We start from the raw sequence: 13,425 nt of genomic DNA on the forward strand, positions 1-13,425 counted from the left end.
CGCTCGACATGACGTTTTTTTTAATACAGTTAAGGCCTACCACTCGGCCACGCTGCCGTCCTCATTTCGCCAGATGGGGTTGTGCCAGTTGTGGCCAATGGCGGCGCGGCTCCGCAGATATTCCTCGTTTATCTCAATGCCCAGGCCCGGCCCGGCGGGGATGTCGCAGTACCCATTCTCGTACTTGAAGACTGATTTATCAACCAGGTAATCGAGCAAATCATTCTCTTTATTATAGTGAATGCCCAGGCTTTGCTCCTGGATAAAGGCATTGTGGCAGCTGGCATCTACCTGCAGGCAGGCGGCCAGCGCAATGGGTCCCAGCGGGCAGTGCGGCGCGGCCGCCACGTCGAACGCCTCGGCCATGCTCATGATTTTCTTGCACTCGGTGATGCCGCCGGCATGCGAGAGGTCGGGCTGGATGATATCGACGTAGCCATCGATGAGTAATTGCTTAAAGTCCCAGCGGGAAAACATGCGCTCGCCGGTGGCAATGGGGATGGACGTGTGCCGGGCAATCTCGCGCAGGGCCTCGTTGTTCTGCGGCAGCACGGGCTCCTCGATGAACATAATCCGATAGGCTTCCAGCTCTTTGGCCAACACCTTGGCCATGGGTTTGTGCACCCGCCCGTGGAAATCAATGCCAATGTCCAGGCCGGGGCCGCCAGCCGCGCGCACGGCCGCCACGCGGGCCAGCACCGCGTCAATCTTCACGTAGGAATCGACGTAGGCCATTTCGTCGGTGGCGTTCATTTTGATGGCGGTGAAGCCTTTGGCCGCCATATCGGCGGCCGCCGCGCCCACGTGCTCGGGCCGGTCGCCGCCAATCCAGGAGTAGACCCGCATTTTGTCGCGCACCGGCCCGCCCAGCAGCTGGTAAACCGGCGCATCGTGGTACTTGCCCTTGATATCCCACAGCGCTTGGTCGATGCCGGCGATGGCCGACATCAGAATCGGGCCGCCGCGGTAGAAGCCGCCCCGGTACATCACCTGCCAATGGTCTTCGATGTGGAGCGGGTTTTTGCCGATGAGGTTTTCCATGAGCTCGGTCACGGCGGCGGCCACGGTGGCGGCCTTGCCCTCAATCACCGGCTCGCCCCAGCCGATGAAGCCGCTGTCGGTTTCAATTTTGAGAAACAGCCAGCGCGGCGGCACCTGAAAGAGTTCGAAGCGGATGATTTTCATGGGTGGGTAGGCAAATGAATTTAACTAAACGAACGTCATGCTGAGCGTAGTCGAAGCATCTCTACCGCTTTGTTGGGCCGATTGGGTTGCTCCCGAGGTAGAGATGCTTCGACTTCGCTCAGCATGACGAGCAAAGGTGGCTGTTCAGTGCCCCTACGCCCTACCCCACCACCTTCCGAAACTGCCGCGCCTTCTCCGAAAGCTGCGCCAGATACGCCTCCGTCACGGCTTGCTTGGTGTCAACCAGCGAGCTGCCCAGCCCAAAAGCCACGGCCCCGACATCGATAAAGCCCTGAATATTATCCAGCGAAACGCCGCCGGTGGGCATGAGCGGAATGAACGGCAGCGGCCCGGCCACGTCCCGGAAATAGCTCGGGCCGACGCCCGAAGCCGGGAATACCTTGATAATGTCGCCGCCGTACTCGTAGGCTTTCAGAATCTCGGTGGCCGTGTACGCGCCCGGGATGCTCACGGCCCCGTAGCGCTTGGTCATGCGGATGGTGTGCTTGTTGAGCGTGGGCGAGATGATGAACCTGGCCCCGGCCAGCAGCGCGGCGCGGGCCGATTCGGGGTCGAGCACGGTGCCGGCCCCGACCAGGAAATCGTCGGGCATGGTCCCGGCAATTTCTTCGATGGAGGCCAGCGCCCCGGGCGAGTTCAGCGTGACTTCCATGGCGCGCACGCCGCCGGCGTGCAGGGCCTGGGCAATGCGGAGCAGGTCTTTGGGATTGGCCCCGCGCACGATGGCGATAACCTTGTGGGTGAGCAGGTGCGAGAGCGTCTTCATAGAGAATTCAGGGGGCGGCGCGCATCATTACGGCTTCCCGACAACGTAGAACCGAGAACCCGGGTTAGTCAGCCTGGCCCGTTTTTTAGCCGCCGCTTGGCATCATGGCATTATTAGTACTGGTCCGGCACGGCGAATCGACGGCCAATCTGGCCAATATCTTCACGGGCTGGCTCGACGTGGCCCTGAGCCCCGCCGGCGAAGCCGAAGCCCACACGGTGGCCGAGAAGCTGCGCGGCTTTCGTTTCGACGCGGCTTACAGCTCGACCCAGATTCGGGCCGAGCGCACCCTCGACATTATTGTGGCGCGGCCGGCGTGGGCCACCATCCCCGTACACCACGCCGAGGCGTTGCGCGAGCGCATGTACGGTGACCTGCAGGGACTCAACAAAACCGAGGTGGCCCTGAAATACGGACAGGCCCAGGTAGATGAGTGGCGGCGCAGCTACACCGTGGCCCCGCCCGGCGGCGAAAGCCTGCAGCAGACCCAAGCCCGGGCCGTGAAATTCTACGAAGCCGAAATTGCCCCGCAGCTGCGCGCCGGCCACAGTATTCTGGTGGTTGCCCACGGCAATACGCTGCGCGGCCTGCGCATGTATTTGGAGCACCTTACCCCAGACCAAGTGATGCATCTCGAAATCCTGACCGCCGGCATCTGCGTGTACCGGTTCGATGAGCAGCTGCGCATTCTGGAGATTCAGAACTTATAGCCGCGCCACGGCGGCGAATGGAGCAGGCCGCTGGCAGGCCTGCCCCGTAGTTATCTTGTTTTCCTCACCAATTGCGGCCGTTACTGCGGGCGCACCACCTCACTCCCATGAGTCCTCAGTTTCTTTTCGCCACCGGCATCGAAAACAGCAACCCCACCATCCAAAACGGCACCCTGCGCGTGGATGAGCTGGAGAAATGCAACCACTACCAGCTTTGGGAGAAGGATTTTGACTTGGTAGACGAGCTGGGCATCCGGTTTCTGCGCTACGGACCGCCCATTCACACCACTTTTCTGGGGCCGGATAAGTACGACTGGGCCTTTGCCGACCTCACGTTTCAGGACTTGCTGCGGCGCAACATTGCCCCCATCGTCGACCTGTGCCACTTCGGCGTGCCCGACTGGATTGGCAACTTTCAGAACCCCGATTTTCCGGTGCTGTTTGCGCAGTACGCCCGGGCATTTGCGCAGCGCTTTCCGTGGGTGCAGCTCTACACGCCGGTGAACGAGATGTTCATCTGCGCGCAGTTTTCGGGGCTTTACGGGTGGTGGAACGAACAGCTGAGCAGCGACCGGGGCTTCGTGACGGCGCTCAAGCACATTGTAAAAGCCAACGTGCTGGCCATGAAAGCCATTCTGGAAATCCGGCCCGATGCCATCTTTATTCAGAGCGAGTCATCGGAGTACTTCCATGCCGAAAACCCGGCCGCGATTAAGCCGGCCGAAATTATGAACTCGCGCCGGTTTCTGTCGCTGGACTTGAACTACGGCCGGCGCGTCGACTCCGAGGTATATGAGTACCTGACCGATAACGGCATGAGCCGCGAGGAATACCATTTTTTTCTGGGCAACAACCTGAAGCGGCACTGCATTATGGGCAACGACTATTACCAGAGCAATGAGCACCGCGTAGCCCCCGATGGCAGCACTCAGGCCTCAGGTGAAATATTTGGCTATCACACCATTACGCACCAGTACTACGAGCGCTACCGCCTGCCCGTGATGCACACCGAAACCAACCTTTGGCAGGGCCCCGGCGGCGGCGAAGCCGTGCATTGGCTCTGGAAAGAATGGGCCAATGTGCTGCGCGTGCGCAACGACGGCGTGCCCATCGTGGGCTTCACCTGGTACTCCCTCACCGACCAGGTGGACTGGGACACCGCCCTACGCGAACCCAACAACCGCGTGAATCCGCTGGGCCTCTACGACCTCGACCGCAACATCCGGCCCGTGGGCCTGGCCTACAAGCAGCTCATCGCCGACTGGAGCCAGGTGCTGCCCGCCCACAGCATCTGCCTGCAAATGCCCATCGTAATGCCCCAAGACAGCCAGCAGGAATGGGCCCAGAAGCAGAAACAAGACGTGAAAACCGCCAGCGCCGACCCGGCCACCGCCGAGGCCAACACGGTTTCGACGGATGCTTCCTGAAATTTAGCACGGACGCCGCCACGCAGTACCTCAAGCGCACCACCAATGCCCAGCTCACCACCGCTTTTGCGCCCATCATGCAGCAAAGCCTGGACAAAGTGGGGGCCACGCGCTACTACGCCCAACTGGCCACCACTTACAACCACATGCCGCTGGGGAAGTCCGTGCAGGCCGACTGACCCGGTACGCCACCGGCAAGGCCGTGGACGGCTCATTCACGCTCATCGCCCGGGAAGAAGCCAACATCCGCCAGAACCCGGTGGCGCGCTCCACTGAGTTGCTGCGCCGCGTGTTTGACGGGCGCACCAGCTAGTCACCAGTTCCAATGGCGCGGGAACGGCGTATGTTTGCGACCCTTTTTAATTCGCATCTTATCCGCCGTTCATGAGTAAAGTAATTATACATAACCTCGCCGAGCTGGAGGCCTGCGTGGGCCGGGAACTCGGTGTATCCGAGCTTCACACCATCACGCAGGAGCAAATCAACCAGTTTGCCGCTGCCACCCACGACCACCAGTGGATTCATACCGACCCGGCCCGGGCCCAGGTGGAGTCGCCGTTTCAGGCCACCATTGCCCACGGCTACCTCACGGTGGCGCTACTGCCCTACCTCTGGCAGCAAATAGTGGCGATTAAGAACCTGAAAATGCAGGTCAACTACGAAATCGAAAGCCTGCGCTTCAACCAGGCCGTGACCGTGAACAGCCAGGTACGCCTGCGCGCCAGCCTGCTTTCAGTAGCCAACCTGCGCGGCATCGCCAAAACCCGGGTGGGCGTAACGCTGGAAATTGATAGCGTAAAAAAGCCCGCGTACACGGGCGTAATTACCTTCCTATATCATTTCAACGAGCCGGCTTAGTTATCGCACAGAGTTAAAAGCAAGAGGGAAAAGGAGTTTCATGGAGTAAAGTCCTCTCTGTAAAACTCCTTTTTCCTCTTGCTTTTAACTCTGTGCGAAATTGGCTTCAGGCAGTACGCTACACCTGCTGCTCCAGGTACTCCTCTCCTTGCTGCACCGGCACCATGTCCTTCGATTCCTCCTCGGTGAACAACCGCGAGCGTATCAAAAACCGCACGCCGAGCGGAATTTCCAGCGAAAAGCTGGCCCCCCGACCCTTGGTCACATCTACCGTGAGCTGGGTGTGCTGCCAATATTCGAACTGGCTGGTGCTCATAAAGAAGTCGCAGCCGTGAATCTGACCCAGCCACACGTCGTTGCCGCCAATGCGGAATTCGCCCTTGGCGAAGCACATGGGCGAGGAGCCGTCGCAGCAGCCGCCGCTTTGGTGGAACATGAGCGGACCGTTTTCATCGCGCAGCAAATCAATGGTGGCTTCGGCAGCTTGGGTGACTAAGACGCGGGGCGTGGGCATGGCGGGTGTGGAAAGTATACAGTTGATTACATGGGCATTAACCAACAGAACGTCATACTGAGCTTGTCGAAGCATCTCTACCGCATGAGTAACCCAATTAAGGTTACTTCCCCGGTAGAGATGCTTCGGCAAGCTCAGCATGACGTTCTGGTTGGGGCTTAACTAAACTACTCTGCAATCCTCAATCCTAGAAGAAGCCCAGTTTCTGCTGGCTGTAGCTGATGAGCATGTTTTTGGTCTGGCGGTAGTGACTCAGCATCATCTTGTGGTTTTCACGGCCGAAACCGGAGGCTTTATAGCCGCCGAAAGGTGCGCCGGCCGGGTAGTCGTGGTAGCAGTTCACCCACACGCGGCCGGCCTGAATGGCGCGGGGCATCTGGTACAGCTCGTGGGCATCGCGGCTCCAGAGGCCGGCTCCGAGGCCGTAGAGCGTGTCGTTGGCAATTTCGATGGCCTCGTCGTTGTCCTTGAACGTAGTGACGGACAGCACCGGGCCAAAAATTTCCTCCTGAAAAATCCGCATTTTGTTGTGGCCCCGGAAGATGGTGGGCTGGATATAGTAGCCGTCGTGCAGCTCATCGTGCGCGTGGTCGCGGTGGGCTTCGCCGCCGGTCAGCACCTCCGCGCCTTCGGCCTTGCCGATTTCGAGGTAGCTCAGGATTTTCTCGTACTGGTCGTTGCTGGCCTGCGCGCCCATCATGGTGCTGGGGTCCATGGGGTGGCCGAGCTTGATAGCCTTCACGCGCTCGATGAGGCGGGACATAAAGGCATCGTAAATATCCTCGTGGATGAGCAGGCGCGAAGGGCAGGTGCAGATTTCGCCCTGGTTGAGGGCGAACATGGCCGCGCCTTCCAGGCACTTGTCGAGGAAGTCATCGTCGTGGTCCATCACACTCTTGCAGAACACGTTCGGCGATTTGCCACCCAGCTCCATGGTCACGGGAATGATATTTTCGGCGGCGTATTGCAGGATGAGGCGGCCGGTGGTGGTTTCGCCGGTGAAAGCGACTTTGTTCACGCGCTTGTTGCTGGCCAGGGGCTTGCCGGCTTCCAGGCCGAAGCCGTTCACGACGTTGAGCACGCCGGGCGGAATCACGTCCTGCAGCAGCTCCATCAGCACCATAATGCTGGCGGGGGTTTGCTCGGCGGGCTTCACCACCACGCAGCAGCCGGCGGCCAGGGCGGGCGCGATTTTCCAGGTGGCCATCAGCAGCGGGAAGTTCCAGGGGATAATCTGGCCCACCACGCCCAACGGCTCCTGAATCACGAGCGAGAGCGTGGTTTCATTCAGCTCGGTGGCCGAGCCTTCTTCGGCCCGAATCACGCCCGCGAAGTAGCGGAAGTGGTCGATGGCCAGCGGCAAATCGGCCGCCATGGTTTCGCGGATGGGCTTGCCGTTTTCCACGGTTTCGGCGGCCGCCAGGTGGGCCAGGTTGGCCTCCATGATATCGGCTATTTTCAGCAGCACGTTGCTGCGCGTGGCAGCCGAGGCCTTACCCCATGTTTTGAAGGCTTCGTGGGCGGCGTCGAGGGCCAGCTCAATGTCCTCCTTGGTGCTGCGGGCTACCTTACAAAAGGCCTTGCCATCGATGGGGGAGGGATTGTCGAAATACTGGCCTTTGACCGGGGCCACCCACTTTCCGCCAATGAAATTATCGTAGTGAGACTTGAACTTGGGGCGTGCCACCAAGGTGGTGGTTTCTTCTAAGGTTTCAGCCATGATGTTGGAAAAAGAAAAGTTGAGTGGGTTAGACAGAACGTAAAGTTCTTCCTTTAACCTTTCGGCAGGTTGTGGTATTGTCTTAACATGTGCGGGAATAATCGCAACTTGCCAGTCCCAACCCTACACCCGTAATTGTTCTCACCATGCTTCCCCGCGTTCACCTGCCCGCCACCGTTGCCCCACTCGCCTTCGAACGCCTGCACGCGCTGGTCGAAAACCGGACGGTGTATGCCATGGATGGCTTTGAGCTGAACATCTTCGAAACCCACCGCGCCGCCCACCGGGTGCCGCTACGCCTCGACGGCCTAGCCCTAACCACCATGCTGCGCGGCAAAAAGGTGATGCACCTGCCCAACCGCCCGGCCTTCGATTACCTGCCCGGCGAGTCGGTGGTGGTGGACAAAGGCGAGCTGATGGAAATCGACTTCCCCGATGCCTGCCCGTGTCAACCAACGCAGTGCCTGGCCGTGGCCATCGCACCCGATACTATCCGCCACACCATCGACCTGCTCAACGAGCGCTACCCCAAGGCCGAAGCTCACCAGCCCTGGAAGCTGCAAGGCCCCGAACACGCCCACCTCACCAACACCCCCGAACTAACCGACACGCTGGGCCGCCTGGTAGCCGTAGCGCGCACTACCGATGTGAATAAGGACGTGCTGGCCGGTTTCACGCTGCAGGAATTGCTGGTGCGGCTGATGCAGACCCAGGCCCGGCAGCTCATCTTCCACGACTACGCCCGGCACCTCACCACCCACCGCTTTGCCGCCGTGGTGGGCTACATCAAAGACCACCTGACCGAGAGCCTGACCATTGACAAGCTCAGCGCCCTGGCCTGCATGAGCAAGGCGACGTTTTTCCGGGTGTTTAAGCGCGAGTTTGGCCTCACGCCGGTCGAATTCATCATCCGGGAGCGGCTGGGCGAGGCCAAGCGCCTGCTGCGCCACCCGCTGGCCAGCGTGGCCGACGTGTGTCTGCGGGCCGGGTTCAATAACCTGTCCTACTTCCAGGCGCTGTTCAAGAAGTACGAGGGCGTGACACCGGGAGCGTATAGGAAGCAGATGGTGGCGTAAGTAGCGTGGATTCTGCGAGTCCGCGTTTGCGTTGTCCCGGTACCGTTCGTACGCGGACCCGCAGAGTCCGCGCTACTTAAAACACTACGCTGTATGGCACATCAGCCAGGCCTTTCACGTCCTCGTGCAGCTCTACGCCCAGGATTTCGTACACGTTGGCCCGGATGCGGTTGGAGATTAGCGTGAGCGGCAAATCATTGCTGTCTTTGCCGAACGGGTCTTCGATTTCATCGCCAATCATTTCCACGCCCAGCAGCGCGTAGGCCCCGAACATGGTGACAGGAACGGTGAGGTACTGGTAGGTATCGAGCAGATTGAACGGCATTATCAGGATAAAAACCGAGATAAAGCCCTTGATAAAGTAGCTGTAGGAGAACGGAATGGGCGTTGATTTAATCCGCTCGCAGGCCCCGGCCACGTCGAGCAGGGTTTCGTGATGCCGCTGAATGGTGATGAGGTGCGCAGGCAGGATAATTTCCTCTCGCAGCAGCCGCTCGTAGAATTCCTGGAGCAGCGCCGACAAGCGGGAGGGCACGTGGCTGGCCCCACGCAACCGCTCGATGAAGCCCGCTTCGACTTCTTCTAATTTCTCAAACCGGACGCCTTTGCGCAGGTGGCCATCCAGGGCAATGGGGAAGTTGGCGAGCAGCTTGGCGAGGTAGTTTCGGTTGGCGTAATCGGTGGCGGGCAGGCGGGCGTGGAGCAGCACGGCCAGGTTGCGGCAGTCGTTCACGAGCTGGCCCCAGAGGCGGCGGCCTTCGTAAAACCGGTCGTAAGCGGTATTGGTCCGGAACACCAGCAGCAGGCTAAGCATGATGCCCATAAAGGAGAAGAACTCCTTATCAACCTGAATATTCATCCGGTCGAACCGGATAACGAAGGCCGTGACAGCGGTGGCGTAGAGGCCCACCAGCAGCACCCGCTTCAGCAGCAGGCGAATGACGCCCGAGGAGCGCAGGTGGCGCAGGGCTTCCCACCAGTCGGTCGATTTGTAGATAATCATGCAGTAGCGGTGGCCGGGCCGTTTGGTCGGCGCGGCGGCCAAAATTACGCGCTGACGTATTCGATACGCACCACTTCTACCGTTTCTGGCTTGGGTCCGAGCTGCAGCGTGGCCGTTTTGCCCAGCTTGAGGCCCTGCACCGCCCGCGCAATGGGCGCCACAAACGCGACCCGGCCCAGCACCACATCGGCCTCATCAACGCCCACGATGGTGAACGTGCGCTCGAAACCGACCTTCCCGCCGCTCACCGTGCGCAACGTGACGGTAGCTCCGAAGCGGACTTCACCGGTCGGCTGACCGGCGGGGTCCACCAGCCGGGCGCTGCCCAGGCGCTCGGTGAGCTGGGCCAGCCGGCCGTTGTGGAGCGAGAGCTGGCGGGTGCGGTCAGTATCATTGTCGTGGTTGGCCTCGGCCTGGGCACGCGCCATTTCCAGGGCGGCCAGCTCGGCCCGGAGCTGGGCCAGCCCGGCGGGGGTAACGTAGTTGGGCGTGCCCGCTGGCAGGGCTGCCCGGGGCGGAATAATAGGCGGCGTCTGGACGTCGTCCTCTTTAACAAATCCTCGGCTCATGCCTGAGCAAACGCAGGTGCGCCGAGCAGGTTGCGGTGCCGCCGCGCAACCATCGGGGCCAAACAATGGTTACCCTGCCCTCTGTTACTACTCTATTTCGATTCGTTCGCGCTGATTAATGTCTGAACTGCTTACCGAGTCTGCTCTGCCGGCAGTTGCTCCTCCCCTACCAGCTCATCGCCTCTCCGGCGGGCTGGTGTGGCTCATGGCCCTCACCTGCGGGCTGGTGGTGGCCAATATCTACTACAACCAACCGCTGCTGGCCGCCATTGGCCGCACCTTTCGCCTCTCCGATAGCAGCGCGAGCCTGGTGGCCACGGCCACCCAGGTAGGGTACACGCTGGGCATGCTGTTTGTGGTGCCATTAGGCGATAAGCTCGAGCGCAAGCGCATGATGCTGATTATGCTGCTGGGCGCGGCGGCGTGCATGGGCCTGGCGGCCGTAGCACCCAGCTTTGCGGTGCTGGCGGGAGCCAGCGTGCTTATCGGCATCTTTTCGGCGGTGCCGCAACTGCTGGTGCCCATGGCCGCGCACCTGGCGCCCGAAGAAAGCCGCGGCCGGATTGTGGGCCGCGTCATGAGCGGCTTGCTCATCGGCATTCTGCTCTCGCGCGCGCTGAGCGGCTACGTGGGCCTGCACCTGGGCTGGCGCGCCATGTTTGAGATTGGGGCCGGGCTCATGCTGCTGCTCGGCGCGCTCCTGGCCTGGAAGCTCCCCACCGACCAGCCCACCTTCACCGGCTCCTACGCCTCCCTGATGAAGTCCTTGCTCACCCTCACCCGCGAGCAGGCCCCCCTGCGGCGGGCCGCCCTGATTGGCGCGAGCCTCTTTGCCGCCTTCAGCGTGTTCTGGACCACACTCACATTTTACCTCGAAAGCCCGGCCTTTGGCTACGGCAGCGACGTAGTGGGCTTTTTTGGGCTCATTGGCGCTTTTGGGGCCCTGGCCGCGCCGCTGGCGGGCAAGATGGCCGACACCCGCGGACCGGCCTACACCATCACCTCGGGCATCGTGCTGACCCTGGTGGCTTATGCGGTGCTGGGGCTGGCCGGTGCGTACGTGGCCGGGCTAGTGGTGGGGGTAATTCTGCTGGACGTGGGCGTGCAGGCCACGCACATTTCCAACCAGTCGATGGTATTTTCGCTGGTTCCCGCAGCCCGCAGCCGCCTCAATACCGTGTACATGACGGCGTATTTCATCGGTGGCTCGTTGGGTTCGATTGCCGGTGGCCTGGCTTGGACGCACGGCGGCTGGCCGGCCGTGTGCCTGCTGGGCGGGGCCCTGACCGCCGTGGCACTGGTAGCCAGCCGCCAAAAATAAGCGGCCCTCTTGCTTTGACGGCAACCTTGCCCCTGCCGGGCACGGCAATGAACCGACTACTTCAACCGGCCCAAGCAAGTTTGCAGACTCTCGCGCCAGTGCGGAATGGCCACGCCCAATTGGGTTTTCGCCTTGGTCTTATCCATCACCGAATACAGCGGCCGGGTGGCTTTGGTCGGATACTCAGCCGTGCGAATGGGTACGGTTTTGACTACGGTACCACTCAATTCGAAAATGGCGGTGGCGAAGTCGTACCACGAAGTCAGGCCCTCATTGCTGTAGTGGTAGAGGCCGAATTCCTGGCTTTGGGTTTCGATGAGGTGCAGGATGCAGCCCGCCAGGTCAACGCCGTAAGTGGGCGTGCCCGCCTGGTCCCAGATAACGCGCAACTCGTCGCGCTCTCGACCCAGCTTCAGCATGGTTTTCACGAAATTTCCCGCGAATTCGGAGTACAGCCAGCTGGTGCGCAGGATGAAATACCGGTTGGTGAGCGGCGCAATCACCTGCTCGCCTTCCAGCTTGGTGAGGCCGTACAAGCTGATGGGAACCGTTTCATCGGTCTCCAGCAGCGGCTGGTTGCCGGTACCGGCAAACACGAAATCAGTCGAAATCTGGATGAGGACGGTACCGTGTTCACTACAGAGCCGGGCCAGGTTTTCCACGCCGTCGCGGTTGATTTTGCGGGCGATTTCCACCTCATCCTCGGCCTTGTCCACGGCCGTGTAGGCGGCACAGTTGATGACGTAGGCCGGGCGGTAATCGGCAAATAATGCCGCCAGGCCGGCCGGGTCCAGGATATTCGCCTGCGCCTCGGCTAAAAACACCAAACCGGGCGTGTTGCGCGCTTCTGCCACGTAGGCCAGGCACTGCCCCAACTGCCCGGAGGCCCCAAAAACCAATACATTTCCCATAAACGGCGCGGCTTGCTAGCTCTTCTCTTATTCGAGGCGCAAGTTAGCGTCCGTCGGCGGGCGCTTGTTGTTGATGGGCACAAAACGCTGCTCGCGCGGCTGCTTTTCGCTCAGATATTTCCAGTAGCGCAGCGGAATGTGACGGCGGTGCAGCTTCATGTTCTTGCGCTCGGGAATGTTGACGTGGTCGAAATACGCCTGCCAGAGCACCTTGAACAGTGGCTCCCGCTCATCGAGCACGGTGGCGGCCAGGTCGGTGGCTTTCATGCCGGGCCGGTCTACCTCAAACTGCACCACGTCGGTGCGCGTGAGGTCATAGTACAGCCCGTAGTGGCGGCGGCGGTCATAAATCAGCCAGCGCTGGTCGGCGTAGCGCTTGGTAAAGTGCGCCGCGATGAGCGGCAGCACGTCAAAATCGGGCTCGATGGTGGCGTGAAACAGCTCGTCGCTCGTTTTCTCGAAGCGCACGAAGGCCTCCATCCGGTGCTTTTCGCGGAACATCTGCTGGGCCAGGCGCTGCACGCGGCGCACGTCGGCGTTGGCGTAGTTCTCGGCAATGTCCTGGACCGAGCGCAGGGCCAAGTCTACGTAGCGGAAAATGAGCAATTCCCGGTCGGCATCCTCGCTCAAAAACACGTGGTAGAGACGGACGCGGGCCTCCGGGTCCATCGTTTTCAGCAGCCCTTCCCACACGCGGGTGGCCAGCGCCTCATCGGTTTCGCGGTGCGCGGGTTGGGCAAATAGGCCAGTTTGGGCCGTGGCCTCGGGCTGAATACTGTTGGGCGCGGCCCGCCAGTCGTACACCGTGAACAGCACCGTGAGCAGGCCCTCAAACGTACCGTCGTAGGTGTAGTCGCGGGGCGGGGCCGTGAGCGCCGGCGCCCCGGGCCGGCGCGAGGCGGCGGTTACAAGCGCAGTAGAAGGACGGCGAACTGGTTTCAAAGGCAAATTAATAGAACGTCATGCTGAGCGAAGCCGAAGCATCTCTGCCACGCAACTAATCAATGCTCTCGCAACAAAGCGGTAGAGATGCTCCGGCAAGCGGACGCCAGATGAAGCATGACGGGCTGTTGTCTTCAACATTCCTTACGCGGCCTGCTGGTGCTGCTCGTCCTGCCGGGCGGCGGCGCGGGTGCGGGCATCGTCGTGCAACTGGCGCACCAGCGGCATGAGCTCGCTGATGCGGCAGCAGCACGAGAGGCGGTTTACTTTATCAGAAGAGGGCGTGGTGCGAAACGGCACGTTTTGACGGTGGATGACTTTCATGACGGAGAAAAAGATATCGTTCTGGACGCCGCCCAAGCTGCTTTTCTGCAGCGGGGGGAGGCCGTTCGAAAAAGAGGC

At 60.9% G+C, this 13,425-nt stretch carries 14 protein-coding genes and 1 pseudogene; 6 read left to right on the forward strand and 9 right to left on the reverse strand.

The annotated features are described in order from the left end of the window. Positions 1-36: 36 nt before the first annotated feature. The gene (dgoD, locus tag IEW17_RS12760; RefSeq protein WP_188562435.1) at positions 37-1,185 is read right to left on the reverse strand and encodes a galactonate dehydratase; all 1,149 of its coding nucleotides are present in this window, start codon (positions 1,183-1,185) and stop codon (positions 37-39) included. A 160-nt stretch (positions 1,186-1,345) separates the two neighbouring features. Further along, positions 1,346-1,972: a bifunctional 4-hydroxy-2-oxoglutarate aldolase/2-dehydro-3-deoxy-phosphogluconate aldolase gene (locus IEW17_RS12765; RefSeq protein ID WP_188562436.1), complete on the reverse strand. Its 627-nt coding sequence runs from the start codon at positions 1,970-1,972 to the stop codon at positions 1,346-1,348. A 104-nt stretch (positions 1,973-2,076) separates the two neighbouring features. Here IEW17_RS12765 and IEW17_RS12770 point away from each other — a divergent pair, with 104 nt between their 5' ends. The 4 genes and pseudogenes from IEW17_RS12770 (at position 2,077) to IEW17_RS12785 (ending at position 4,967) form a co-directional block, all read left to right on the forward strand. Beyond that, on the forward strand, positions 2,077-2,682 hold the full coding sequence (locus IEW17_RS12770) for a 2,3-bisphosphoglycerate-dependent phosphoglycerate mutase (protein WP_188562437.1): 606 nt from the start codon (positions 2,077-2,079) through the stop codon (positions 2,680-2,682). A 107-nt stretch (positions 2,683-2,789) separates the two neighbouring features. After that, on the forward strand, positions 2,790-4,109 hold the full coding sequence (locus IEW17_RS12775; RefSeq protein ID WP_188562438.1) for a family 1 glycosylhydrolase: 1,320 nt from the start codon (positions 2,790-2,792) through the stop codon (positions 4,107-4,109). Further along, positions 4,019-4,422 (forward strand): annotated as a pseudogene (locus IEW17_RS12780) (DUF4197 domain-containing protein). Before IEW17_RS12775 ends, IEW17_RS12780 begins: the two are co-directional and overlap by 91 nt. A gap of 71 nt (positions 4,423-4,493) precedes the next feature. Continuing rightward, positions 4,494-4,967, forward strand: coding sequence for a MaoC family dehydratase (locus tag IEW17_RS12785; protein WP_188562439.1), 474 nt, complete (start codon positions 4,494-4,496; stop codon positions 4,965-4,967). Between the two features lie 118 nt (positions 4,968-5,085). Here the strand turns inward: IEW17_RS12785 and IEW17_RS12790 are convergent, their stop codons facing one another. Together IEW17_RS12790 and IEW17_RS12795 are read right to left on the reverse strand one after the other, a co-directional pair. After that, positions 5,086-5,481, reverse strand: coding sequence for a DUF779 domain-containing protein (locus IEW17_RS12790; RefSeq protein ID WP_188562440.1), 396 nt, complete (start codon positions 5,479-5,481; stop codon positions 5,086-5,088). A 187-nt stretch (positions 5,482-5,668) separates the two neighbouring features. Next, positions 5,669-7,201: an aldehyde dehydrogenase family protein gene (locus tag IEW17_RS12795; protein ID WP_188562441.1), complete on the reverse strand. Its 1,533-nt coding sequence runs from the start codon at positions 7,199-7,201 to the stop codon at positions 5,669-5,671. Between the two features lie 146 nt (positions 7,202-7,347). Between IEW17_RS12795 and IEW17_RS12800 the strand changes: the two genes are divergently transcribed. Further along, positions 7,348-8,277, forward strand: coding sequence for a helix-turn-helix transcriptional regulator (locus tag IEW17_RS12800; protein ID WP_188562442.1), 930 nt, complete (start codon positions 7,348-7,350; stop codon positions 8,275-8,277). 76 nt (positions 8,278-8,353) lie between these two features. Here the strand turns inward: IEW17_RS12800 and IEW17_RS12805 are convergent, their stop codons facing one another. Both IEW17_RS12805 and IEW17_RS12810 read right to left on the reverse strand, forming a co-directional pair. Continuing rightward, positions 8,354-9,280 carry a bestrophin family protein gene (locus IEW17_RS12805; RefSeq protein WP_188562473.1) on the reverse strand — a complete coding sequence of 309 codons (927 nt, stop codon included), beginning with the start codon at positions 9,278-9,280 and terminating at the stop codon, positions 8,354-8,356. A 44-nt stretch (positions 9,281-9,324) separates the two neighbouring features. Further along, positions 9,325-9,849 carry a GreA/GreB family elongation factor gene (locus IEW17_RS12810; protein WP_188562443.1) on the reverse strand — a complete coding sequence of 175 codons (525 nt, stop codon included), beginning with the start codon at positions 9,847-9,849 and terminating at the stop codon, positions 9,325-9,327. A 118-nt stretch (positions 9,850-9,967) separates the two neighbouring features. On the opposite strand from IEW17_RS12810, the gene IEW17_RS12815 reads away from it, so the two are divergent. Continuing rightward, a complete protein-coding gene (locus tag IEW17_RS12815; protein ID WP_188562444.1) occupies positions 9,968-11,170 on the forward strand; it encodes an MFS transporter in 1,203 nt (400 codons plus the stop codon). Between the two features lie 56 nt (positions 11,171-11,226). Here the strand turns inward: IEW17_RS12815 and rfbD are convergent, their stop codons facing one another. The 3 genes from rfbD to IEW17_RS12830 form a co-directional block, all read right to left on the reverse strand. Then, the gene (gene rfbD, locus IEW17_RS12820; RefSeq protein ID WP_188562445.1) at positions 11,227-12,081 is read right to left on the reverse strand and encodes a dTDP-4-dehydrorhamnose reductase; all 855 of its coding nucleotides are present in this window, start codon (positions 12,079-12,081) and stop codon (positions 11,227-11,229) included. Positions 12,082-12,108: 27 nt separating this feature from the next. Further along, entirely contained in the window at positions 12,109-13,023 is a 915-nt protein-coding gene (locus IEW17_RS12825) for a TIGR03915 family putative DNA repair protein (protein WP_188562446.1), read from the reverse strand. Positions 13,024-13,167: 144 nt separating this feature from the next. Further along, positions 13,168-13,347, reverse strand: a complete 180-nt coding sequence (locus tag IEW17_RS12830; protein ID WP_188562447.1) for a hypothetical protein — start codon at positions 13,345-13,347, stop codon at positions 13,168-13,170. Positions 13,348-13,425: the final 78 nt, after the last annotated feature.

The organism is Hymenobacter frigidus (genome assembly GCF_014640435.1).
In the GTDB taxonomy this organism is placed as follows: Bacteria; Bacteroidota; Bacteroidia; order Cytophagales; family Hymenobacteraceae; genus Hymenobacter; species Hymenobacter frigidus.

Coding starts and splice junctions, on each gene's coding strand:
- IEW17_RS12805 (WP_188562473.1), bottom strand. CDS start 9,280: ATGATTATCTACAAATCGACCGACTGGTGGGAAGCCCTGCGCCACCTG.
- IEW17_RS12815 (WP_188562444.1), top strand. CDS start 9,968: ATGTCTGAACTGCTTACCGAGTCTGCTCTGCCGGCAGTTGCTCCTCCC.
- IEW17_RS12770 (WP_188562437.1), top strand. CDS start 2,077: ATGGCATTATTAGTACTGGTCCGGCACGGCGAATCGACGGCCAATCTG.
- IEW17_RS12795 (WP_188562441.1), bottom strand. CDS start 7,201: ATGGCTGAAACCTTAGAAGAAACCACCACCTTGGTGGCACGCCCCAAG.
- IEW17_RS12790 (WP_188562440.1), bottom strand. CDS start 5,481: ATGCCCACGCCCCGCGTCTTAGTCACCCAAGCTGCCGAAGCCACCATT.
- dgoD (WP_188562435.1), bottom strand. CDS start 1,185: ATGAAAATCATCCGCTTCGAACTCTTTCAGGTGCCGCCGCGCTGGCTG.
- IEW17_RS12785 (WP_188562439.1), top strand. CDS start 4,494: ATGAGTAAAGTAATTATACATAACCTCGCCGAGCTGGAGGCCTGCGTG.
- IEW17_RS12800 (WP_188562442.1), top strand. CDS start 7,348: ATGCTTCCCCGCGTTCACCTGCCCGCCACCGTTGCCCCACTCGCCTTC.
- IEW17_RS12765 (WP_188562436.1), bottom strand. CDS start 1,972: ATGAAGACGCTCTCGCACCTGCTCACCCACAAGGTTATCGCCATCGTG.
- IEW17_RS12775 (WP_188562438.1), top strand. CDS start 2,790: ATGAGTCCTCAGTTTCTTTTCGCCACCGGCATCGAAAACAGCAACCCC.
- rfbD (WP_188562445.1), bottom strand. CDS start 12,081: ATGGGAAATGTATTGGTTTTTGGGGCCTCCGGGCAGTTGGGGCAGTGC.
- IEW17_RS12830 (WP_188562447.1), bottom strand. CDS start 13,347: ATGAAAGTCATCCACCGTCAAAACGTGCCGTTTCGCACCACGCCCTCT.
- IEW17_RS12810 (WP_188562443.1), bottom strand. CDS start 9,849: ATGAGCCGAGGATTTGTTAAAGAGGACGACGTCCAGACGCCGCCTATT.